Source organism: Methylobacterium aquaticum, assembly GCF_001043915.1.
Classification (GTDB): domain Bacteria; phylum Pseudomonadota; class Alphaproteobacteria; order Rhizobiales; family Beijerinckiaceae; genus Methylobacterium; species Methylobacterium aquaticum.
In genome coordinates this window covers 16,064-31,303 of sequence record NZ_LABX01000050.1, presented here as the reverse complement: position 1 = coordinate 31,303, position 15,240 = coordinate 16,064, and the positions used below count along the sequence as shown (strand labels likewise).

Here is a 15,240-nt window from a genome sequence, read left to right as displayed (position 1 = left end):
CTCGACTTTCAAGAGGCCGCCGATGTTCGTGAGCGCTGACGAGGTGACCCGGTCCCTGCGTGGCACGGCCGGGCTGATCGGCCGCCGGCCGGATGCGTTGCGCCACTTCGACGTCAGCGAGCGCGGCTTCTGGCGCTCCTTCGGGGCGATCTGGCTCACCGCGCCGGCGGTCACGGTGGCGTTGTTCCTGGAGCGCGGGGCCGGCACGGCGCCGTTCCAGCTCGACCACATCACTGCGTCCGTGGTCGCCGGGCTGCTGGCGGGCTTCCTCGCGGTGCCGCTGGCGATGATCGCGGTCCTGCGCCGCCTCGGCCGCACCCGGGCCTACGTGCCCTTCGTGGTCGTCACCAACTGGTGCCTGGCGGCGGGCCTTCTCGCCCTGACGCTGCCGGGTTGCCTGCTGCTCCTCGGCCTCGCCACGCCGGACCTCGCGGCGCTCGAGGCGAGCGCCTTCCTGGTGGTGGTGCTGTGGCTCCATGCCCGCGCCGCCCGGGCGATCCTCGGCCTGCCCGGCCCGGTCGCGGTGATGGTCACGCTCGCCTGCTTCGCGCTGGTCGCCGGCTTGGCCGGCGGGGCGCACGCCCTGGTGTGATCAGCCGACATCCGCCGGATAATCCACCCCGGTCAGCGTCAGCCCGCCCGAGGGGGCGAGCGGCCCGCAGCGGGTGCGGTCGCGGGAATCGAGCACGTCGCGCACGCCCTGCGGCGTCAGCCGGCCGCCGCCGGCGAGCATCAGCGTGCCGACCATGCCGCGCACCTGATGGTGCAGGAACGAGCGGGCGGCGGTGACGACGACGATCTCCTCGCCCTCCCGCGTCACGTCGAGCCGGTCGAGGGTGCGGACCGGGCTGTTGGCCTGGCATTCCGCCGCCCGGAAGGCGGAGAAGTCGTGCCGGCCGAGCATCAGCTGCGCCGCCTCGTGCATCAGCCCGGCATCGAGGGCCCAGGGCACGTGCCAGACGAAGCCGCGGGTGAGCGCCGGCGGCGAGCGGCGGTTGAGGATGCGGTAGCGGTAATGGCGCTTGATCGCCGAATGGCGGGCGTCGAAATCCGGGCTCACCGCGGCGGCCGAGATCACCGCCACCGGCTCCGGACGGAGATGGGCATTGGCGGCGTCGCGCACGGTGTCGGTGCGCCACGGGGTGTCGAGGTCGAGATGGACCACCTGATGCGTGGCATGGACCCCCGCATCGGTGCGCCCGGCGCAGTGCACCCGCACCGGCCCGCCGGTGAAGCGGGCAATCGCCTCCTCCAGCGCCTGCTGCACCGAGCGGTCGGCGGCCTGGCGCTGCCAGCCGGCGAAGGCGGTACCGTCATACTCGACGACGAGCTTGTAGCGCGGCATCAGGCGAGGCGGGTGCCCGGTTCGAGCCGCCGGCCGCGGGAAAAGTCCTCGAACGGCATCGCGCCCTTGCCGGCGGGCTGGACGGTGACGAGGCGCAAGGCGCCCTCGCCGCAGGCGACCGTGCCGATGGGATCGAGGAGCCTGCCGGGCTCGCCCGACCCCTTGGCGCGACGGGCGCGCAGCACCTTCACCCGCTCCGGCCCGCGGCCGAGATCGGCCATCAGATAGGCGCCCGGGAACGGCGACAGGCCGCGCACCCGGTCGTGGAGGGTCTTGGCTCCTTCCGACCAGTCGAGCCGCGCCTCCTCGTTGGTGATCTTGTGGGCGTAGACGACGCCCTCGGGACTCTGGGCCCGGACGTGCAGGTTGCCGCGCTCCAGCGCGCCGAGCGCCCGTGCCATCAGGTCGGCGCCGAGCGGCATCAGCCGGTCGTGCAGCTCGCCTGCTGTCATGTCGGGCGTGATCGCCACCCGCTCGACCATGCCGACCGGGCCGGTATCGAGGCCCGGCTCCATCCGCATCACCGCGACGCCGGTCTCCTCGTCGCCCGCCATCACGGCGCGCTGGATCGGCGCGGCGCCGCGCCAGCGCGGCAGCAGGGAGGCGTGCAGGTTGAGGCAGCCGAGGGCCGGCGCGTCGAGGATCGCGGGCGGCAGGATCATGCCGTAGGCGACCACCACCGCGACGTCAGCCTCGTGGGCACGGAACGTCTCAGTCGCCTCCTCGGTGCGGAGCGTCGCCGGCGTCAGCACCGGCAGGCCGAACTTTTCCGCCAGCGCCTGGACCGGCGAGGGCCGCAGGGCCATGCCGCGACCCGCGGGCGCGGGCGCGCGGGTATAGACCGCCACGACCTCGTGGCCGCCGCCGACGATCTCGGCGAGCGTCGGCACCGCGAAATCCGGGGTGCCCATGAACACGACCTTGAGCGGCATCTTATGCGGCTTCGCGCTTGGCCGCCTTGGCGAACTTCTTCATCACCCGGTCGCGCTTGAGCTTCGACAGGTAATCGATGAACAGCACGCCGTTGAGGTGGTCGATCTCGTGCTGGAGGCAGGTGGCGAGGAGCCCGTCGGCCTCCTGCTCCACGGTCTCGCCGTCGAGGGTGCGGAAGCGCACCCGCACCCGGTCGGGGCGGATCACCTCCGCATAGTAATCGGGGATCGACAGGCAGCCCTCCTCGTAGGGGCGGGTCTCGTCCGAGGTCCAGACGATCTCGGGATCGAGGAGCACGAGGGGCTTGCGCTCGTCCTTCTCCTTCGAGGTGTCGATGGTGACGATGCGGACCGGCTCGCCGATCTGGATGCCGGCCAGCCCGACGCCGGGGGCATCGTACATCGTCTCCAGCATGTCGGCCGCGAGCTTCCGCACGTCGCCGGTGATCGTGCCGACCGGGGCCGAGATCTCGCGCAGGCGCGCGTCCGGCAGGATGACGAGGGGACGGATGCTCATTCGGGTGCCAGCGAGATCGGGGGGCCGGGCGCCGCAGCGGCGCCCACAAGTGTCCGGGAGATAAGGATTCGTCTCTCCCGGGTCAAACCCCATGATGGGACCCGCTAAAACGCCGTGCGCTGGCGGATCGCCGCCGACAGGGTGCCCTCGTCGAGATAGTCGAGTTCGCCGCCGACCGGCACGCCGTGGGCGAGCCGTGTCACCTTGATCGACAGGTGAGTGAGAAGCTCGGTGACGTAATGGGCGGTGGTCTGGCCGTCGACGGTGGCGTTGAGCGCCAGGATCACCTCGCGCATCTCAGGGGCACTCACCCGCTCGACCAGGCGGCCGAGATTCAGGTTCTCCGGCCGCACCCCGTCGAGGGCCGAGAGCACGCCGCCGAGCACGTGGTAGCGCGCCGTCACGGCGCCGGAGCGCTCCAGCGCCCAGAGATCCGACACGTCCTCGACCACCACCAGCATCGAGGGGTCGCGGCTCTGGTCGCGGCAGATCGTGCAGGGATCCTGCGTGTCGACGTTGCCGCATTCATGGCAGACCACGATCCGGTCGGCGGCGATCTTCATGGCATCGGCGAGCGGCGCCAGCAGCGTCTCGCGCTTCTTGATGAGCTGGAGAGCGGCCCGGCGGGCCGAACGCGGCCCGAGGCCAGGCATGCGGGCCAGGAGCTGGATCAGCCGCTCGATCTCCGGACCCGCGACGGCCTGGGGCATAAAAGTTGGCCTGCTTTGAGAATAAGGCGATGGTTCCCTCCCCGGGCGATCGCGGGCCTGCCCGCGATCGCCCGGGGAGGGGAGAGAGCTAAAACGGCAGCTTCATGCCCGGCGGCAGCGGCAGGCCCTTGGTCAGCTCCTGCATCCGCTCCTGCGCGGCCCGCTCGGCCTTGGCCTTGGCGTCGTTGAGCGCCGCGACGATCAGATCCTCCAGGATCTCCTTCTCGTCCGGTACCAGCAGCGCGGCATCGAGGCTCAGGCCCTTCACGTCGCCCTTCGCGGTCATCGTCACCGAGACGGAGCCGCCGCCGGAGGCGCCGGTCACCTGGACGTCGTCGAGTTCGGACTGAAGGTCGGCCATCTTCTGCTGCATGGCCTGGGCCTGCTTCATCAGTCCCATGATGTCCATGGCGGCGTCCTCGCGGTGAGAGAGAGCAATCGTCGAGCGAATGTGGGGTGCCGGCGGGCTGACGGCTACAGGTCCGGCGCTTGCAGATCCGGATCGTCGGAATCCGGCGGCGGCGCCTCGCCGAACTCGGGCGGATCGGGTGCCTTGTCGCGCACGTCGACGATCTGGGCGCCCGGGAAGCTCTTGAGCACCGCCTGGACCAGCGGATGGCTCGCCGCGCCCTGGTGGCGGCTCTCGACCGCGGCCTTCGCCCGGGTCTCGAGGGTCGCCTCGCCGGTCTCCTGCGACAGGGCCACCACCCAGCGCCGGCCGGTCCAGAGGTTCAGGGCGTTGCCGAGGTCGTTGGCGAGGGTCGGCCGCCCGCCCGGAGCGAGGCGGAATTCGATCCGGCCGTCCTCGAAGCGGACGAGGTGAACCTCCCGCTCCAGCGCCATCTTCAGGCCGATGTCGCGGCGCTCGTCGGCGAGCGCCACCACGTCCTCGAACCGGCGCAGGCGCGGCCCGGACTCCGCCTTGGTGGAGGCCGGCTTGGCGGAGGCAGGCTTGGCGGAGGCAGGCTTGGCGGAGGCCGGCGTGACGGGCTCGGGTTCGGGGACGGGCGCGGGCTGGACCAGGGTCGGCCGCGGCATCGCCGGCACGGGCCGGACCGGAGCCGCCTCGGCCGATGCGATCGCGGCTTGCGGCCTATCGGGCAGGCTGCGCGCCAGGGCCGGCGCTGCGGCGACGGAAGCCGGGGCGGCGCGCATCGCGGCGGCGGGAGCCGGCCCCGGCATTACGGGGGCCGCCTGCGCCACCGGTGCAATGGAGGGCAGCGGAGCCGGGCCCCGGGCCGGCGGGGTGGGGCCGGCGCCCTCCCGGATCTGGCGCAGGGCCTCGTCCGGCGTCGGCAGGTCGGCGGCGTAGATCAGCCGCACCAGCGCCATCTCGGCCGCCGCCAGCGGCCGGGTCGCCGTCTGCACTTCCGGGATGGCCTTGAGCAGGATCTGCCAGGCGCGGGACAGGGCCCGCACCGAGAGCCGATCGGCGAAATCGCCGCCGCGGACCCGCTCGACCTCGCTGAGCGAGGTGTCGACGCGGGCCGATTCGGGCGCGAGCTTCAGCCGGGTGACGAGATGGGTGAACTCGGCGAGGTCGGAGAGCACCACCGCCGGATCGGCGCCCGACTCGTGCTGGGCCCGCAATTCCGCGAAGGTGGCGGGCACGTCTCCGCGCATCGCCGCCTCGAACAGGTCGACGACCCGGGCCCGGTCGGCGAGGCCGAGCATGTCGCGCACCGTCTCGGCGGTGACGTGGCCGGCGCCGTGGGCGATCGCTTGGTCGAGGAGCGAGAGCGAATCGCGCACCGAGCCTTCCGCCGCCCGGGCGATGGCGGCGAGCGCCTCGGCCTCGGCCGAGACGGCTTCCGCGTCGCAGATCTTCTGGAGATGGGCGATCAGCGCCCCGGCCTCGACCCGGCGCAGGTCGAAGCGCTGGCAGCGCGACAGGATGGTGACCGGAACCTTGCGGATCTCGGTGGTGGCGAAGACGAACTTCGCGTGCGGCGGCGGCTCCTCCAGCGTCTTCAGGAAGGCGTTGAACGCCTTCTCGGACAGCATGTGGACCTCGTCGACGATGTAGACCTTGTAACGCGCCGAGACCGGCGAGTAGCGGATGCCGTCGATGATCTGGCGGACGTCGTCGATGCCGGTATGCGAGGCGGCGTCCATCTCCAGCACGTCGATGTGCCGGGATTCCATGATGGCGGCGCAATGCAGGCCGAGGCGGGGCAGCCGGATCGTCGGCCCGGCATTCGGCTCGTCGGCAAGCGCGTAGTTGAGGCCGCGGGCGAGGATGCGGGCGGTGGTGGTCTTGCCGACCCCGCGCACGCCGGTGAGCATCCAGGCCTGCGGGATGCGGCCGGCCTCGAAGGCGTTCGCCAGGGTCCGCACCATGGCGCCCTGGCCGATCAGGTCGTCGAAATCCTTGGGCCGGTACTTGCGCGCCAGCACCCGGTAGGCGGGGGCAGGCCGGGCTGGAGCCGCGCTGAATCCGGGGAGACCCGGCTCGTCGATCGAGGGCGTGCCGGAGGTCTCGTCCATGCGCTCGCAGGGTCGTGAGGGCGGCCCCCGGAGAGGGGGCGCACGCGCTCCTGAAACGGGTGGGGGTGGGAGGCTGGACGAAAACCCGCTCGGTCTCGTTAGGGCTGCTTCCTTCCGGACCTGACCCGGTTGGCGAGTGAAACGTCCCTCGCCAACCTCCCGACGCCTATATGGCGGGGCGCGGCCGGAAACGCAAGCGGCCGGACGGCGTGCCCTCCCGGCCGAGGCTCACCGTGGCTTCCGCCAGGGCGCGTCCCGCTCCCAGTCGCCGGCCATGATCGAGCCGCAGGGCGTGATCTCGTCGACGACCCGCGCCAGATCGTACTTGTCGATCTGGGCCCGCACCGCTGCGGCGTCCTTGTAGGCCGAGGGCAGCTCCGAATGGTCGGGGATGCCGCAATAGGACCGGATGTCGAGGCCGCGCGCCTGCAACGCCGCGAGTTCCGCGGCGAGCGCGTCGCCGTTCTCGCGCAGGTGCTGGCTGCGGGAGGCGTTGCGGCCGGCGCCGTGGGGCGCGAAGCCGAGGGAGCCCTTGTGGTCGCGGTGGGCGGTAATCAGGATCGGCTCGCTCATGTTGAGCGGGATCAGGGTGCGGCCGTCATCGTCCGCCGAATAGCCCGACCATGACGGCGTCGCGCCCTTGCCGTGATAGAACAAGCCGTCGTCGCGCCGGAAGACGAAGTTGTGCTCGTTCCAGAACGTGTCGGCGATCTGGTTGCCGATCTCCTGGCGCACCATCGTGTGGATGATGGCGTGATTGGCCTTGGTCCAGCTCCGCACGATCTGCAACGCCTGCCAGTACGATCGGCCCTCCGGGCTGTCGGCCTTGATCCAGGCATTGTGCGCCGGCACCTTCGGCGCCACGATCGCCGTATGGCGCCGGGCCGCCGCCATGCCGCGCTTGTAGAGCTGCGCGCCGAGGCCGCGCGAGCCGTGATGCGTCACGAGGGCGATCTGCCCCGTCGACCGGAGACGGCCGACATAGGCGAAGTGGTTGCCGTCGCCCTGGCTGCCGAAATGCCCGAGCGCGAAGTTTTCCAGGCCCCTCAGGAACGGGTTGTCGCCGAAATCCGTGTCGCCCTCGAAAGCCGGTCGGATCGGCTTGGCGCGGCCGCCGGGCCCGAAATGCGTCACCCGCTGCACGGCGTCGAGCACCTTCACCGGATCGTCGTCGCGCTTGAAGATCGTGGCGGCGACGGAGCAGCAGATATCCGACGAGTGGAAACCGGGATGAATGGCGTTCTCGCACGCCACCGCGCCGCCGACCGGGATCGTGCCCATGGCCGAGCCCGACGGGCAGGCATCCGGCATCACGGCCCCGGCCTTGATCGTCGGCACCCGCATCAGTGCGTCCATATGCGCCGCGACTGCCGCGGCATTCGCCCGCTCGGCCGGGGTCTCGGCGTCGAGGAACAGGCCATAGGGCAGGCCGTTCGTGCGCAGCAGGGTCTCGACCGGCGCGAGGGTCTGCAAGTGGGCGAAGATCGCGTCGTCGCTCTCGCCCGCCGCGCGCATGGCGTTGGCCGTCGCGATGCCCTGCTTGAACCAGCGGTCCGGCTGGAAGCCCCAGGCGATCAGGGTCGCTCCATCGATCACGGGGTTGTCTCCTGCGCTGACGACCCGCGGCTCTCGGCCGTGCCCTTCGGGACGGTCGTGGAGCCTGGGCTGCCCCCTCGGGCTCCGAACCGGGGTGACGGTGCCAGGGTAACGCGGAGGCACGTCGCGTTCCAGCCGGTGGTCGCGCGGCCCGGCGCCGGCGTCCGGGATGCCCGAGCCACCGTCGCCCCGTGACGACTCGCTTCGATCACGACGCGATCGGCCGAGAGCGAGGCTCTGCGCAATCGCGCCCCAGGTTGCGAGCCCTAAGCAGACTTGCGTTGGCAGGCCAACGCTTCGTCCGCTGAGGGTCTTGTTTGATCGCAGATTTTTGCCGCCGAACCGGCAACCACTTCGGCGAAATCTGCTTAGATTGCAAGAGCCTGGATCCCCTTCCGAGACCCGCCCGATGCGCCTTCCGCTCCTCGCCGTCGCCCTCCTCGCTGCCACGGCGGCGTCCGCCGCCCCCTCCTACGGGCCCGAACTCCAGGGGTTCGACTATCCCTACCCGGTCAGGCGCCACGCTTTCGCGTCGCAGGGGCAGGAACTGTCGATGGCCTTCATGGACGTGGCACCGGAGCGCCCGAACGGCCGCATCGTGGTGCTGCTCCACGGCAAGAACTTCTGCGCCGCGACCTGGGGCGACACGATCGGCGTGCTGGCGCAGGCGGGATATCGCGTGCTCGCCCTCGACCAGGTCGGCTTCTGCAAGTCGACGAAGCCGACCGGCTATCAGTTCAGCTTTCAGCAGCTCGCCACCAACACCCACGGGCTCCTCGCGGCGTTGGGCATCGCGAAAGCGACCATCGTCGGGCACTCGATGGGCGGGATGCTGGCGGCCCGCTACGCGCTGATGGTCCCGGAGGCGGTCGAGCGGCTGGTGATGGTCGATCCCCTCGGGCTCGAGGATTGGCAGCAGAAGGGCGTGCCTTATCAGACCATCGATGCTGCCTATGCCGCCGAGCGCAAGACAAGCGCGGCGACAATCAAAGCCTACCAGCTCAAGTTCTACTATGACGGCCAATGGAAGCCGGCCTATGACCGCTGGGTCGACATGCAGGCCGGGCTCTATGCCGGCTCCGGAGCCGAGCGCGTGGCCTGGAACCAGGCCCAGACCTCCGACATGGTGTTCACCCAGCCGGTGGTGCACGAACTCGATCGCCTGCGCGTGCCGACGGTGCTGATGGCCGGCGACAAGGATCGCACGGCTCCTGGCGCCAATCGCGCCGCACCGGCTCTGGCCGAGACCCTGGGGCGCTACGACCGGCTCGGGCCGGAGGTGGCGGCCCGGATCAAGGGGGCGCGCCTGGTGATGTTCGAGGGCCTCGGCCATGCGCCGCAGGTCGAGGCGCCGGACCGGTTCCACGAAGCGTTGCTGCGCGAACTGTCGGCCCCATGAGGCGGTCTTCGGCACACCTCTGAAGGCTCCGCGAGACACCTGCGCCCGATCGCTACCCGCGCAACAAGTCCAGAAGATCCCCCGGCAGGTCTCCCCGCCGGGCCCGCTCCGCCAGGCACAGGAGCAAAGCCACGCTCGGCCCGTCGGTGATGGCGCCCGACAGCGCCTCGCCCACCGCCTCGGAAAAGGGAAGGCGGCGCAGCCGCAGGCTCTCCTGCGGGTCGGGATGGGCCGGGCCGCGCTTCAGGTTCCAGGCGACGAAGCCCGGCACCTGCTCGCTCGAGATGCCCGGCGAGGCGTCGAGGCGCAGCATTTCCAGCCAGGATTCCGCCTCGTCGCCGGTTTCCTCCGCCAATTCGCGCCGGGCGGTGGCGAGCGCATCCTCGGTGACCGGGCCCGAGCCGCGGGGCAGTTCCCAGGTGAACCGGTCGAGCACGTAGCGGTACTGGCCGATCAGGCTGACCCGGCCGTCTGCATCGACCGGCAGCACCGCGACGCCGAACACCTTGAAGCGCAAGGCGACGTGCGGATGCTCGCGGCCCGAGACGTGGCGCAACTGGTCGAGATCGACGCCGAGGTAACGGTCCTCGTAGCGGCGGTCGCGCGCGAGCGTCACCCAGGGCGAGCGCGTCGCCGCGGGATCGTCGTGCCTCGTCATCTCGGCTCTCTCCTTCAATCCTCGGACAAGACTCCGGGCGCTGCCGCGTTCCGCTTGGCGGCCCGAGCCGGGCGCGGGGGCGGACCGGTCGCGCCGAGGGGTGACGCAGGCGTGAGATGAGGCCCGAACGGCGCGCGGGCAAAAGCCGATTTCCACCTTGGCACGGCGATGGCGCAGGCATCGCCGGCCGATCAAGACGCCATGGAGCCTCGTCGGGCCGCGGTGTCGACGGTCCCGCTGCCGTAAGGGACACGCGACGTCGTTGGGGATCGTCCGTAAGGGTCGGCCGCGCGCCGTGCGATAGCGGAGGTCGAGGCAGCGCATGAATCCAGCTCGATCGTCAGGATCGTTCACGCAATCGTCAGATAAATAAGGTATATGAAGCAGGTAAATTGCAATAAAATCATATTTGATACATCACTGTCAGAAATTTCATGATAAGTATCTGCTGCTCGACTTGGATTTCGCATCCGAAAGCGGTGACGAGTGGCGTAAGGGTCTGGCGGGTTGCCGAAGGTAGGGGCGGACTACATCGCTCCCACCCGTCATTAACCAACCATTGACCGTTGGGCGCGATGTTCGTCGGCATGTCGCTCTTCTCCCTGTCCCGTTCGAAGCCCTCGGCGCCCGCCGCCCACCCGGTCCTGACCGCGCCGGTCGTCGTGCCCGATGGCGCGGCCGCGGGGCCGGCCCACGACGCGATGGACGCGATGGAGGCGGACGTCCTCACCGCCATCACGCGGGTCGGGGACGCGATCGGCTCGGCGCGATCCGAGGTCGGCGGCATGCAGGCCGACATCGCCGACATCCGGACCCAGATGGGCCGCCTCGCCGAGGCGGCGGGCGACGCGGAGGCGATGACCGACAAGATCCTCGGAACCAGCCGCACGCTCTCGGCGACATCGGACCGGATCGTGGCGGCGATGAGCCAGGCCGATGGCCATCTCGGCACAGCGACCGACCGGGCCGAAGAGGCGCGGGCCTTCATGCTGGCCCTCGCCAAGGCCAGCGAGGAGATCGTCGGGGTGGTCGATGCGATCGCGGCGGTCTCGCGCCAGACCAACCTTCTCGCCCTCAACGCGACGATCGAGGCGGCCCGGGCCGGCGAGGCGGGGCGCGGCTTCGCCGTGGTCGCGGGCGAGGTCAAGGCGCTGGCGATCGAGACCGGCCGCGCCGCCGAGGATGTGCGCCACCGGATCGCGCGGCTGCGCGAGGGCGCCGCCGCCTCCGGTACTGCGATCACCGCCGTGGCCGGCGCCGTCGCGGCGATGCGGCCGGCCTTCGCGACGGTCCTGGACATTGCCGGTGACCAGAATGCGGCGGTCGCGGGGCTCGCCGGCGAGGCCGGACGGGCCGCCGATTTCGTCGCCGGAGTGAGCCGGGACGCGCGGAACGCCTGCACCACCGCCGACCGGGTCGAGGGGCTTGCCGCCCGGGCGGAGGCGCAGGCGGCGGAGGCGGCCGGCCAGGCCGAAGGGCTCGGCCGCCGCTTCGTGGCCGTGGTGCGGCAGAGCGAGGTCGGCGACCGCCGCCGTCTCGACCGCTACCCGGCCGAGCTGCCCGTCCGCCTGCGCGACGGAAGGCGCACCCGCACGATCGATCTCAGCGCCGGCGGACTGCTCCTCGAGGGGATGGCGGGGCCGGCGCCTGCCGTAGGGGCCACGCTCGCCCTCGAGGTCGAGCGTCTCGGCCCGGTTGCCGGGCAGGTCGTCGCGGTCAGCCCGGTCGGCCTCCATCTGCGCTTCGCGGCACTGGACGAGGCGGCGCGGGAGCGCCTGGGCACGGTTCTGGCCGATCTCGCGGCCGACTACCAGCCCCTGATCGCCCGGGCGCAATCGATCGCCGCCGCGATGGCGGCGGCGATGGAGGGGGAAGTGACGGCCGGGCGCATCACCCAGGAGGCCCTGTTCGACACCGCATACCGGCGGATGGCCGGCAGCAACCCGCCGCAATTCCTCAACGACGCGATCGAGACCCTGGAGCGGATCCTGCGGCCGCTGATCGAGCCGCCGCTGCTCCAGGACAACCGGATGCTGTTCTGCATTCCGACCGACCGCAACGGCTTCGTGCCGATCCACAACCGCCAGGTCTCGCAGCCGCAGAGGCCCGACGACCCGGTCTGGAACGACGCCCATTGCCGCCACCGGCGCATCTTCGACGACCGCACCGGCATCACGGCGGCGCGCTCGCTGCGGCCCTTCACGGTCCAGGCCTATCGGCGCCGGCTCGGTCACGAGACGGTGCAGGTGCGCGAGGTCGATGCGCCGATCCGGGTGCTCGGGCGCCACTGGGGCGCCTGCCGGACGGCCTACCGGACCTGAGCCGAGCGGGGAGGCCGGTGGCTCACAGCGTCTCCAGCAGCCGCCGCATCAGGTGCCGGCGCGGGGCGATCGAGGAGATCAGGCCGTATTCCTGGAGGGTGTGCGCCCCGTCGCCGTCGATGCCGAGCCCGTCGAGGGTCGGGATGCCGAGGGCGGCCGTGAAGTTGCCGTCCGAGCCGCCGCCGGTGAGCGGCACCTCGCCGAGATCGATCCCGAGTTCGTCCCGGGCCAGGGCCTTGGCATGGGCATAGAGCGCGGCGCCGGCCTCGGCATCGTAGGGCGGCCGGTTCATGCCGCCGGTCACCGTCACGCGAAACTCCTCGGTCGCGGTCAGGCCGAGGATCCGGCCGGCATAGTCCAGGCCGTCCGCCGCGGTGACGACCCGCAGGTCGACGGCGAAGCGGCAATGCTGCGGCACCACGTTCTCGGCGGTGCCGCCACTGATCGTCCCGACCGTGGTGGTGACGCCGCGGGCATAGTCGGTCAGCCCCTCGATCTCCAGGATCAGCCGGGCGGCCTCCCGGATGGCGTTGCGGCCATCGGCATGGCGGGTGCCGGCATGGGAGGGACGGCCCTCGACATGGACGTCGAAGCGTCCGACGCCCTTGCGGCCGGTCACCACCTTGCCGCCGTCGCGGCCGGGCTCGGTCACCAGCACGGCGGCACTCCGACGTCCCAGATCCTCGATCAGCCCGCGGGTCGATGGCGAGCCGGTCTCCTCGTCGCTGCTGAACAGGAAGGTGAGCGGGCGCCGCGCCGCGCCGCCATGGGCCGCCGCCGCGAAGGCTTGGAGCGCCAGCCAGGCGCCGCCCTTCATGTCGTAGACCCCCGGCCCGTAGAGCCGGTCGCCCTCGACCCGCACCGGCAGGTCACGGGCGAGCGTCCCGATCGGGTGGACGGTATCGAGATGGGACAGCACCAGAAGGCCCGGCTCGCCCGTCCGTGGCCCCGCCCGCAGGATCAGGTTGTCGCCGAACCCGTCGCGGCCCGGCACCCGCTCGGCGGCGAGGCTCAAGCTGGCGGCCTCCCCGGCGACGAGATCCATCATCCGGTTGACGCCCTCGGCCGAGTCCGTCGGGCTCTCGACGGCCAGCCAGCGCGAGATCGCCGCGACGGCGTGCTCGGGCGACGGGACGGGGGGCAGGGGGGAGGGGGGCATCGGGAGCCTCGGCGGGAAAGATCTAACAACTCGGATACGCCACCGTTTCGGCGCGAAATGCGGCGCCGTCACGAAGGGCGGTTACGTCTCCACCAGCCCCGTCGTGCTGCCCGATGCCTCGGAATCCGGCCGTCCATGCGGCAGGGCGAGGTATTCCTCCGAGCGCATCTCGATCAGGCGGGAGACCGTGCGCTGGAACTCGAACGCCTCGCGGCCCGACTCGGCGAGGTAGAGCCCGGTCGGCTCGGCGGCGGCGGAGGCCAGCAGCTTGGTGCGGGTGTCGTAGAGCGCGTCGACCAGGATGATGAAGCGCTTGGCCTCGTTGCGCTGGGGCATGTCCATCACCGGGATCTCCTCCACGATCACGGTGTGGAAGTGCTGGGCCAGGGCCAGGTAGTCGGCAGCCCCCAGCGGCCGGGCGCAGAGATCCGGGAAGGTGAAGCGGGCGACGCCGCCGGCGGCCTCGGGGATCGCCACCTCGTGGCCCTTGACGGTGATGGTCGTCGGCCGGCCCTTCGCCTCCCCCGACAGAGCCCGGAACGCCCCGGTGAGGGCCTGTGCCGCCGCCTCGTCCGCCGGCACGTGGTAGACCGGGCTGCCGCCGAGCTTCTCCAGGCGGAAATCGGTGCGCGAATCGAGCCGCACCACCGCGACCCGCTCCTTGAGCTGGTCGATGAAGGGCAGGAACAGGGCACGGTTGAGCCCACCCTCGTAGAGCCGGTCGGGCTCGACGTTCGACGTCGCCACCATCACCACGCCGCGGGCGAACAAGGCGGTGAAGAGGCGCCCGAGGATCATCGCATCGGCGATGTCGGTGACCGTGAATTCGTCGAAGCAGAGCAGGCGTGCCTCCGCTGCCAGCGCCTCGGCGACCGGCTGGATCGGGTCGTCGCCCTTCGCCGTGCCCTGCTTCACCGCCTGGCGGTGGCGATGGATGCGCTCGTGCACGTCGCCCATGAAGGCGTGGAAATGCACCCGGCGCTTCGGGGCCGGGGCCGCCTCGTGGAACATGTCCATCAGCATGGTCTTGCCGCGGCCGACCAGGCCCCAGACGTAGAGGCCGCGGGGGGCTGCCACCGGCTCCGGCTTGCGGCCGAACAGCCGGCCGAGGACGCCGGGCTTTTCCGGAGGCGGCGTCGCGGCGAGGTCGCGGATCAGCCCGTCGAGGCGCGCGACGAGGTCGGTCTGGGCGGGATCGCGCTCGATCGCGCCCGACTCGACCAGGGCGTCGTAGCGGGCGGAGACCGGGAAGCGGGCGGCGGAAGCGGGGCTTTGCGTCACGCGACGGGGATTATCGCGGCGCACGGGCCTGCGCAATGCGGTGAGATCATGGCGGCGTCATGCGCCACCGGCACGGCCGTCGTGCCGGGCAATCCCGGAACGGCTCACCACTTGCTGCATTGCACAATCCCGGTCGCCGACCGGGATGAGGAAACGCTCGAGATCGTGCCGTCCCCCGTCCGGAGTGCACCTCGAGAATGCAAGATCACGCCCTGCCTCTCCCACAGCCCGCCGGCTTCCGGATCCGGCGCCTCTGGTCGACCGACCGCGATGCGGTCGTCACCCTGTTCCGCGGCCTCGACCCGGACTCCCGCTTCGACCGCTTCATGGGGGCGGTGAGCGAGGCCGCCGCCGCTGCTTATGCGGCCCATGCCGTCTCCGCCGAGGGACTGGTCTTCGGTGCCTTCTCGGAGGGCACCCTGCGGGGCATCGGCGAGCTGCGCCCCGCCGGGGCGAGGGCCGAGGCCGAGATCGCCTTCGCGGTGGCGCCCGGTCATCGCGGGCGCGGCCTCGGCGTCGCGCTCGGCGCGCGTCTCGCGCAAGCCGCCCGCAACGGCGGCACGCGCCGGCTGCACCTGCGCTGCCTGGCCGGCAACCGCCCGATGCGGGCGCTCGCCAGGCGCCTCGGGGCTGAGCTGCGCCTCGGAGGCGGGGAGATCCACGCCGTCCTGGCGCTCAGCCCGCCCACGCTGTTCTCGCTCTGGCGCGAGGGCATGGACGGCGTGTTCGACGCCGCGGCTGCCGCGTCGGCGGCCTGGCCGGCCGTGCCGATGCTCTGACGCCGCCCGATCGTCGCAGAGGCGGTGCCGACCATGATGCGTCGCGCCGCCTCGGC

At 71.5% G+C, this 15,240-nt stretch carries 14 protein-coding genes and 1 other RNA gene; 4 read left to right on the top strand and 11 right to left on the bottom strand.

Annotated elements, in window-relative coordinates; translation table 11 throughout:
• The first annotated feature begins 22 nt into the window (after positions 1–22).
• Positions 23–592 (top strand): hypothetical protein, encoded by a 570-nt coding sequence (locus tag VP06_RS07115; protein WP_048463149.1) that lies wholly within the window; start codon positions 23–25, stop codon positions 590–592.
• Here the strand turns inward: VP06_RS07115 and truA are convergent, their stop codons facing one another.
• The 8 genes from truA to VP06_RS07080 all read right to left on the bottom strand — a co-directional run bounded on the left by truA (position 593) and on the right by VP06_RS07080 (position 7,587).
• On the bottom strand, positions 593–1,345 hold the full coding sequence (gene truA, locus VP06_RS07110; protein ID WP_048463130.1) for a tRNA pseudouridine(38-40) synthase TruA: 753 nt from the start codon (positions 1,343–1,345) through the stop codon (positions 593–595).
• Positions 1,345–2,277, bottom strand: a complete 933-nt coding sequence (gene fmt, locus VP06_RS07105) for a methionyl-tRNA formyltransferase (RefSeq protein WP_048463129.1) — start codon at positions 2,275–2,277, stop codon at positions 1,345–1,347. The genes truA and fmt overlap by 1 nt, the downstream gene beginning before the upstream one ends.
• A gap of 1 nt (position 2,278) precedes the next feature.
• On the bottom strand, positions 2,279–2,794 hold the full coding sequence (def, locus tag VP06_RS07100) for a peptide deformylase (RefSeq protein WP_048463128.1): 516 nt from the start codon (positions 2,792–2,794) through the stop codon (positions 2,279–2,281).
• A 104-nt stretch (positions 2,795–2,898) separates the two neighbouring features.
• Positions 2,899–3,504 carry a recombination mediator RecR gene (gene recR, locus VP06_RS07095; protein ID WP_048463127.1) on the bottom strand — a complete coding sequence of 202 codons (606 nt, stop codon included), beginning with the start codon at positions 3,502–3,504 and terminating at the stop codon, positions 2,899–2,901.
• An 88-nt stretch (positions 3,505–3,592) separates the two neighbouring features.
• On the bottom strand, positions 3,593–3,913 hold the full coding sequence (locus tag VP06_RS07090) for a YbaB/EbfC family nucleoid-associated protein (RefSeq protein ID WP_048463126.1): 321 nt from the start codon (positions 3,911–3,913) through the stop codon (positions 3,593–3,595).
• Positions 3,914–3,978: 65 nt separating this feature from the next.
• A complete protein-coding gene (locus VP06_RS07085) occupies positions 3,979–5,991 on the bottom strand; it encodes a DNA polymerase III subunit gamma/tau (RefSeq protein ID WP_048463125.1) in 2,013 nt (670 codons plus the stop codon).
• A gap of 64 nt (positions 5,992–6,055) precedes the next feature.
• Positions 6,056–6,152: signal recognition particle sRNA small type (gene ffs, locus VP06_RS34055), an RNA gene on the bottom strand.
• A 67-nt stretch (positions 6,153–6,219) separates the two neighbouring features.
• Positions 6,220–7,587, bottom strand: coding sequence for an RtcB family protein (locus VP06_RS07080; protein ID WP_082167235.1), 1,368 nt, complete (start codon positions 7,585–7,587; stop codon positions 6,220–6,222).
• 409 nt (positions 7,588–7,996) lie between these two features.
• On the opposite strand from VP06_RS07080, the gene VP06_RS07075 reads away from it, so the two are divergent.
• Complete coding sequence (locus VP06_RS07075) at positions 7,997–8,986, top strand: alpha/beta fold hydrolase (protein ID WP_048463124.1); 990 nt, start codon at positions 7,997–7,999, stop codon at positions 8,984–8,986.
• A 52-nt stretch (positions 8,987–9,038) separates the two neighbouring features.
• Here VP06_RS07075 and VP06_RS07070 read toward each other — a convergent pair whose 3' ends face one another.
• Positions 9,039–9,644: an NUDIX domain-containing protein gene (locus VP06_RS07070; protein WP_048463123.1), complete on the bottom strand. Its 606-nt coding sequence runs from the start codon at positions 9,642–9,644 to the stop codon at positions 9,039–9,041.
• Positions 9,645–10,231: 587 nt separating this feature from the next.
• Between VP06_RS07070 and VP06_RS38545 the strand changes: the two genes are divergently transcribed.
• The gene (locus VP06_RS38545) at positions 10,232–11,965 is read left to right on the top strand and encodes a methyl-accepting chemotaxis protein (protein ID WP_197093152.1); all 1,734 of its coding nucleotides are present in this window, start codon (positions 10,232–10,234) and stop codon (positions 11,963–11,965) included.
• A gap of 22 nt (positions 11,966–11,987) precedes the next feature.
• Here VP06_RS38545 and VP06_RS07060 read toward each other — a convergent pair whose 3' ends face one another.
• Both VP06_RS07060 and zapE read right to left on the bottom strand, forming a co-directional pair.
• Positions 11,988–13,124: a M20 family metallopeptidase gene (locus VP06_RS07060; RefSeq protein ID WP_048463122.1), complete on the bottom strand. Its 1,137-nt coding sequence runs from the start codon at positions 13,122–13,124 to the stop codon at positions 11,988–11,990.
• A gap of 81 nt (positions 13,125–13,205) precedes the next feature.
• Positions 13,206–14,405, bottom strand: a complete 1,200-nt coding sequence (zapE, locus tag VP06_RS07055) for a cell division protein ZapE (protein WP_048463121.1) — start codon at positions 14,403–14,405, stop codon at positions 13,206–13,208.
• Positions 14,406–14,602: 197 nt separating this feature from the next.
• Between zapE and VP06_RS07050 the strand changes: the two genes are divergently transcribed.
• Positions 14,603–15,184, top strand: coding sequence for a GNAT family N-acetyltransferase (locus VP06_RS07050; RefSeq protein ID WP_048463120.1), 582 nt, complete (start codon positions 14,603–14,605; stop codon positions 15,182–15,184).
• Positions 15,185–15,240 lie beyond the last annotated feature (56 nt).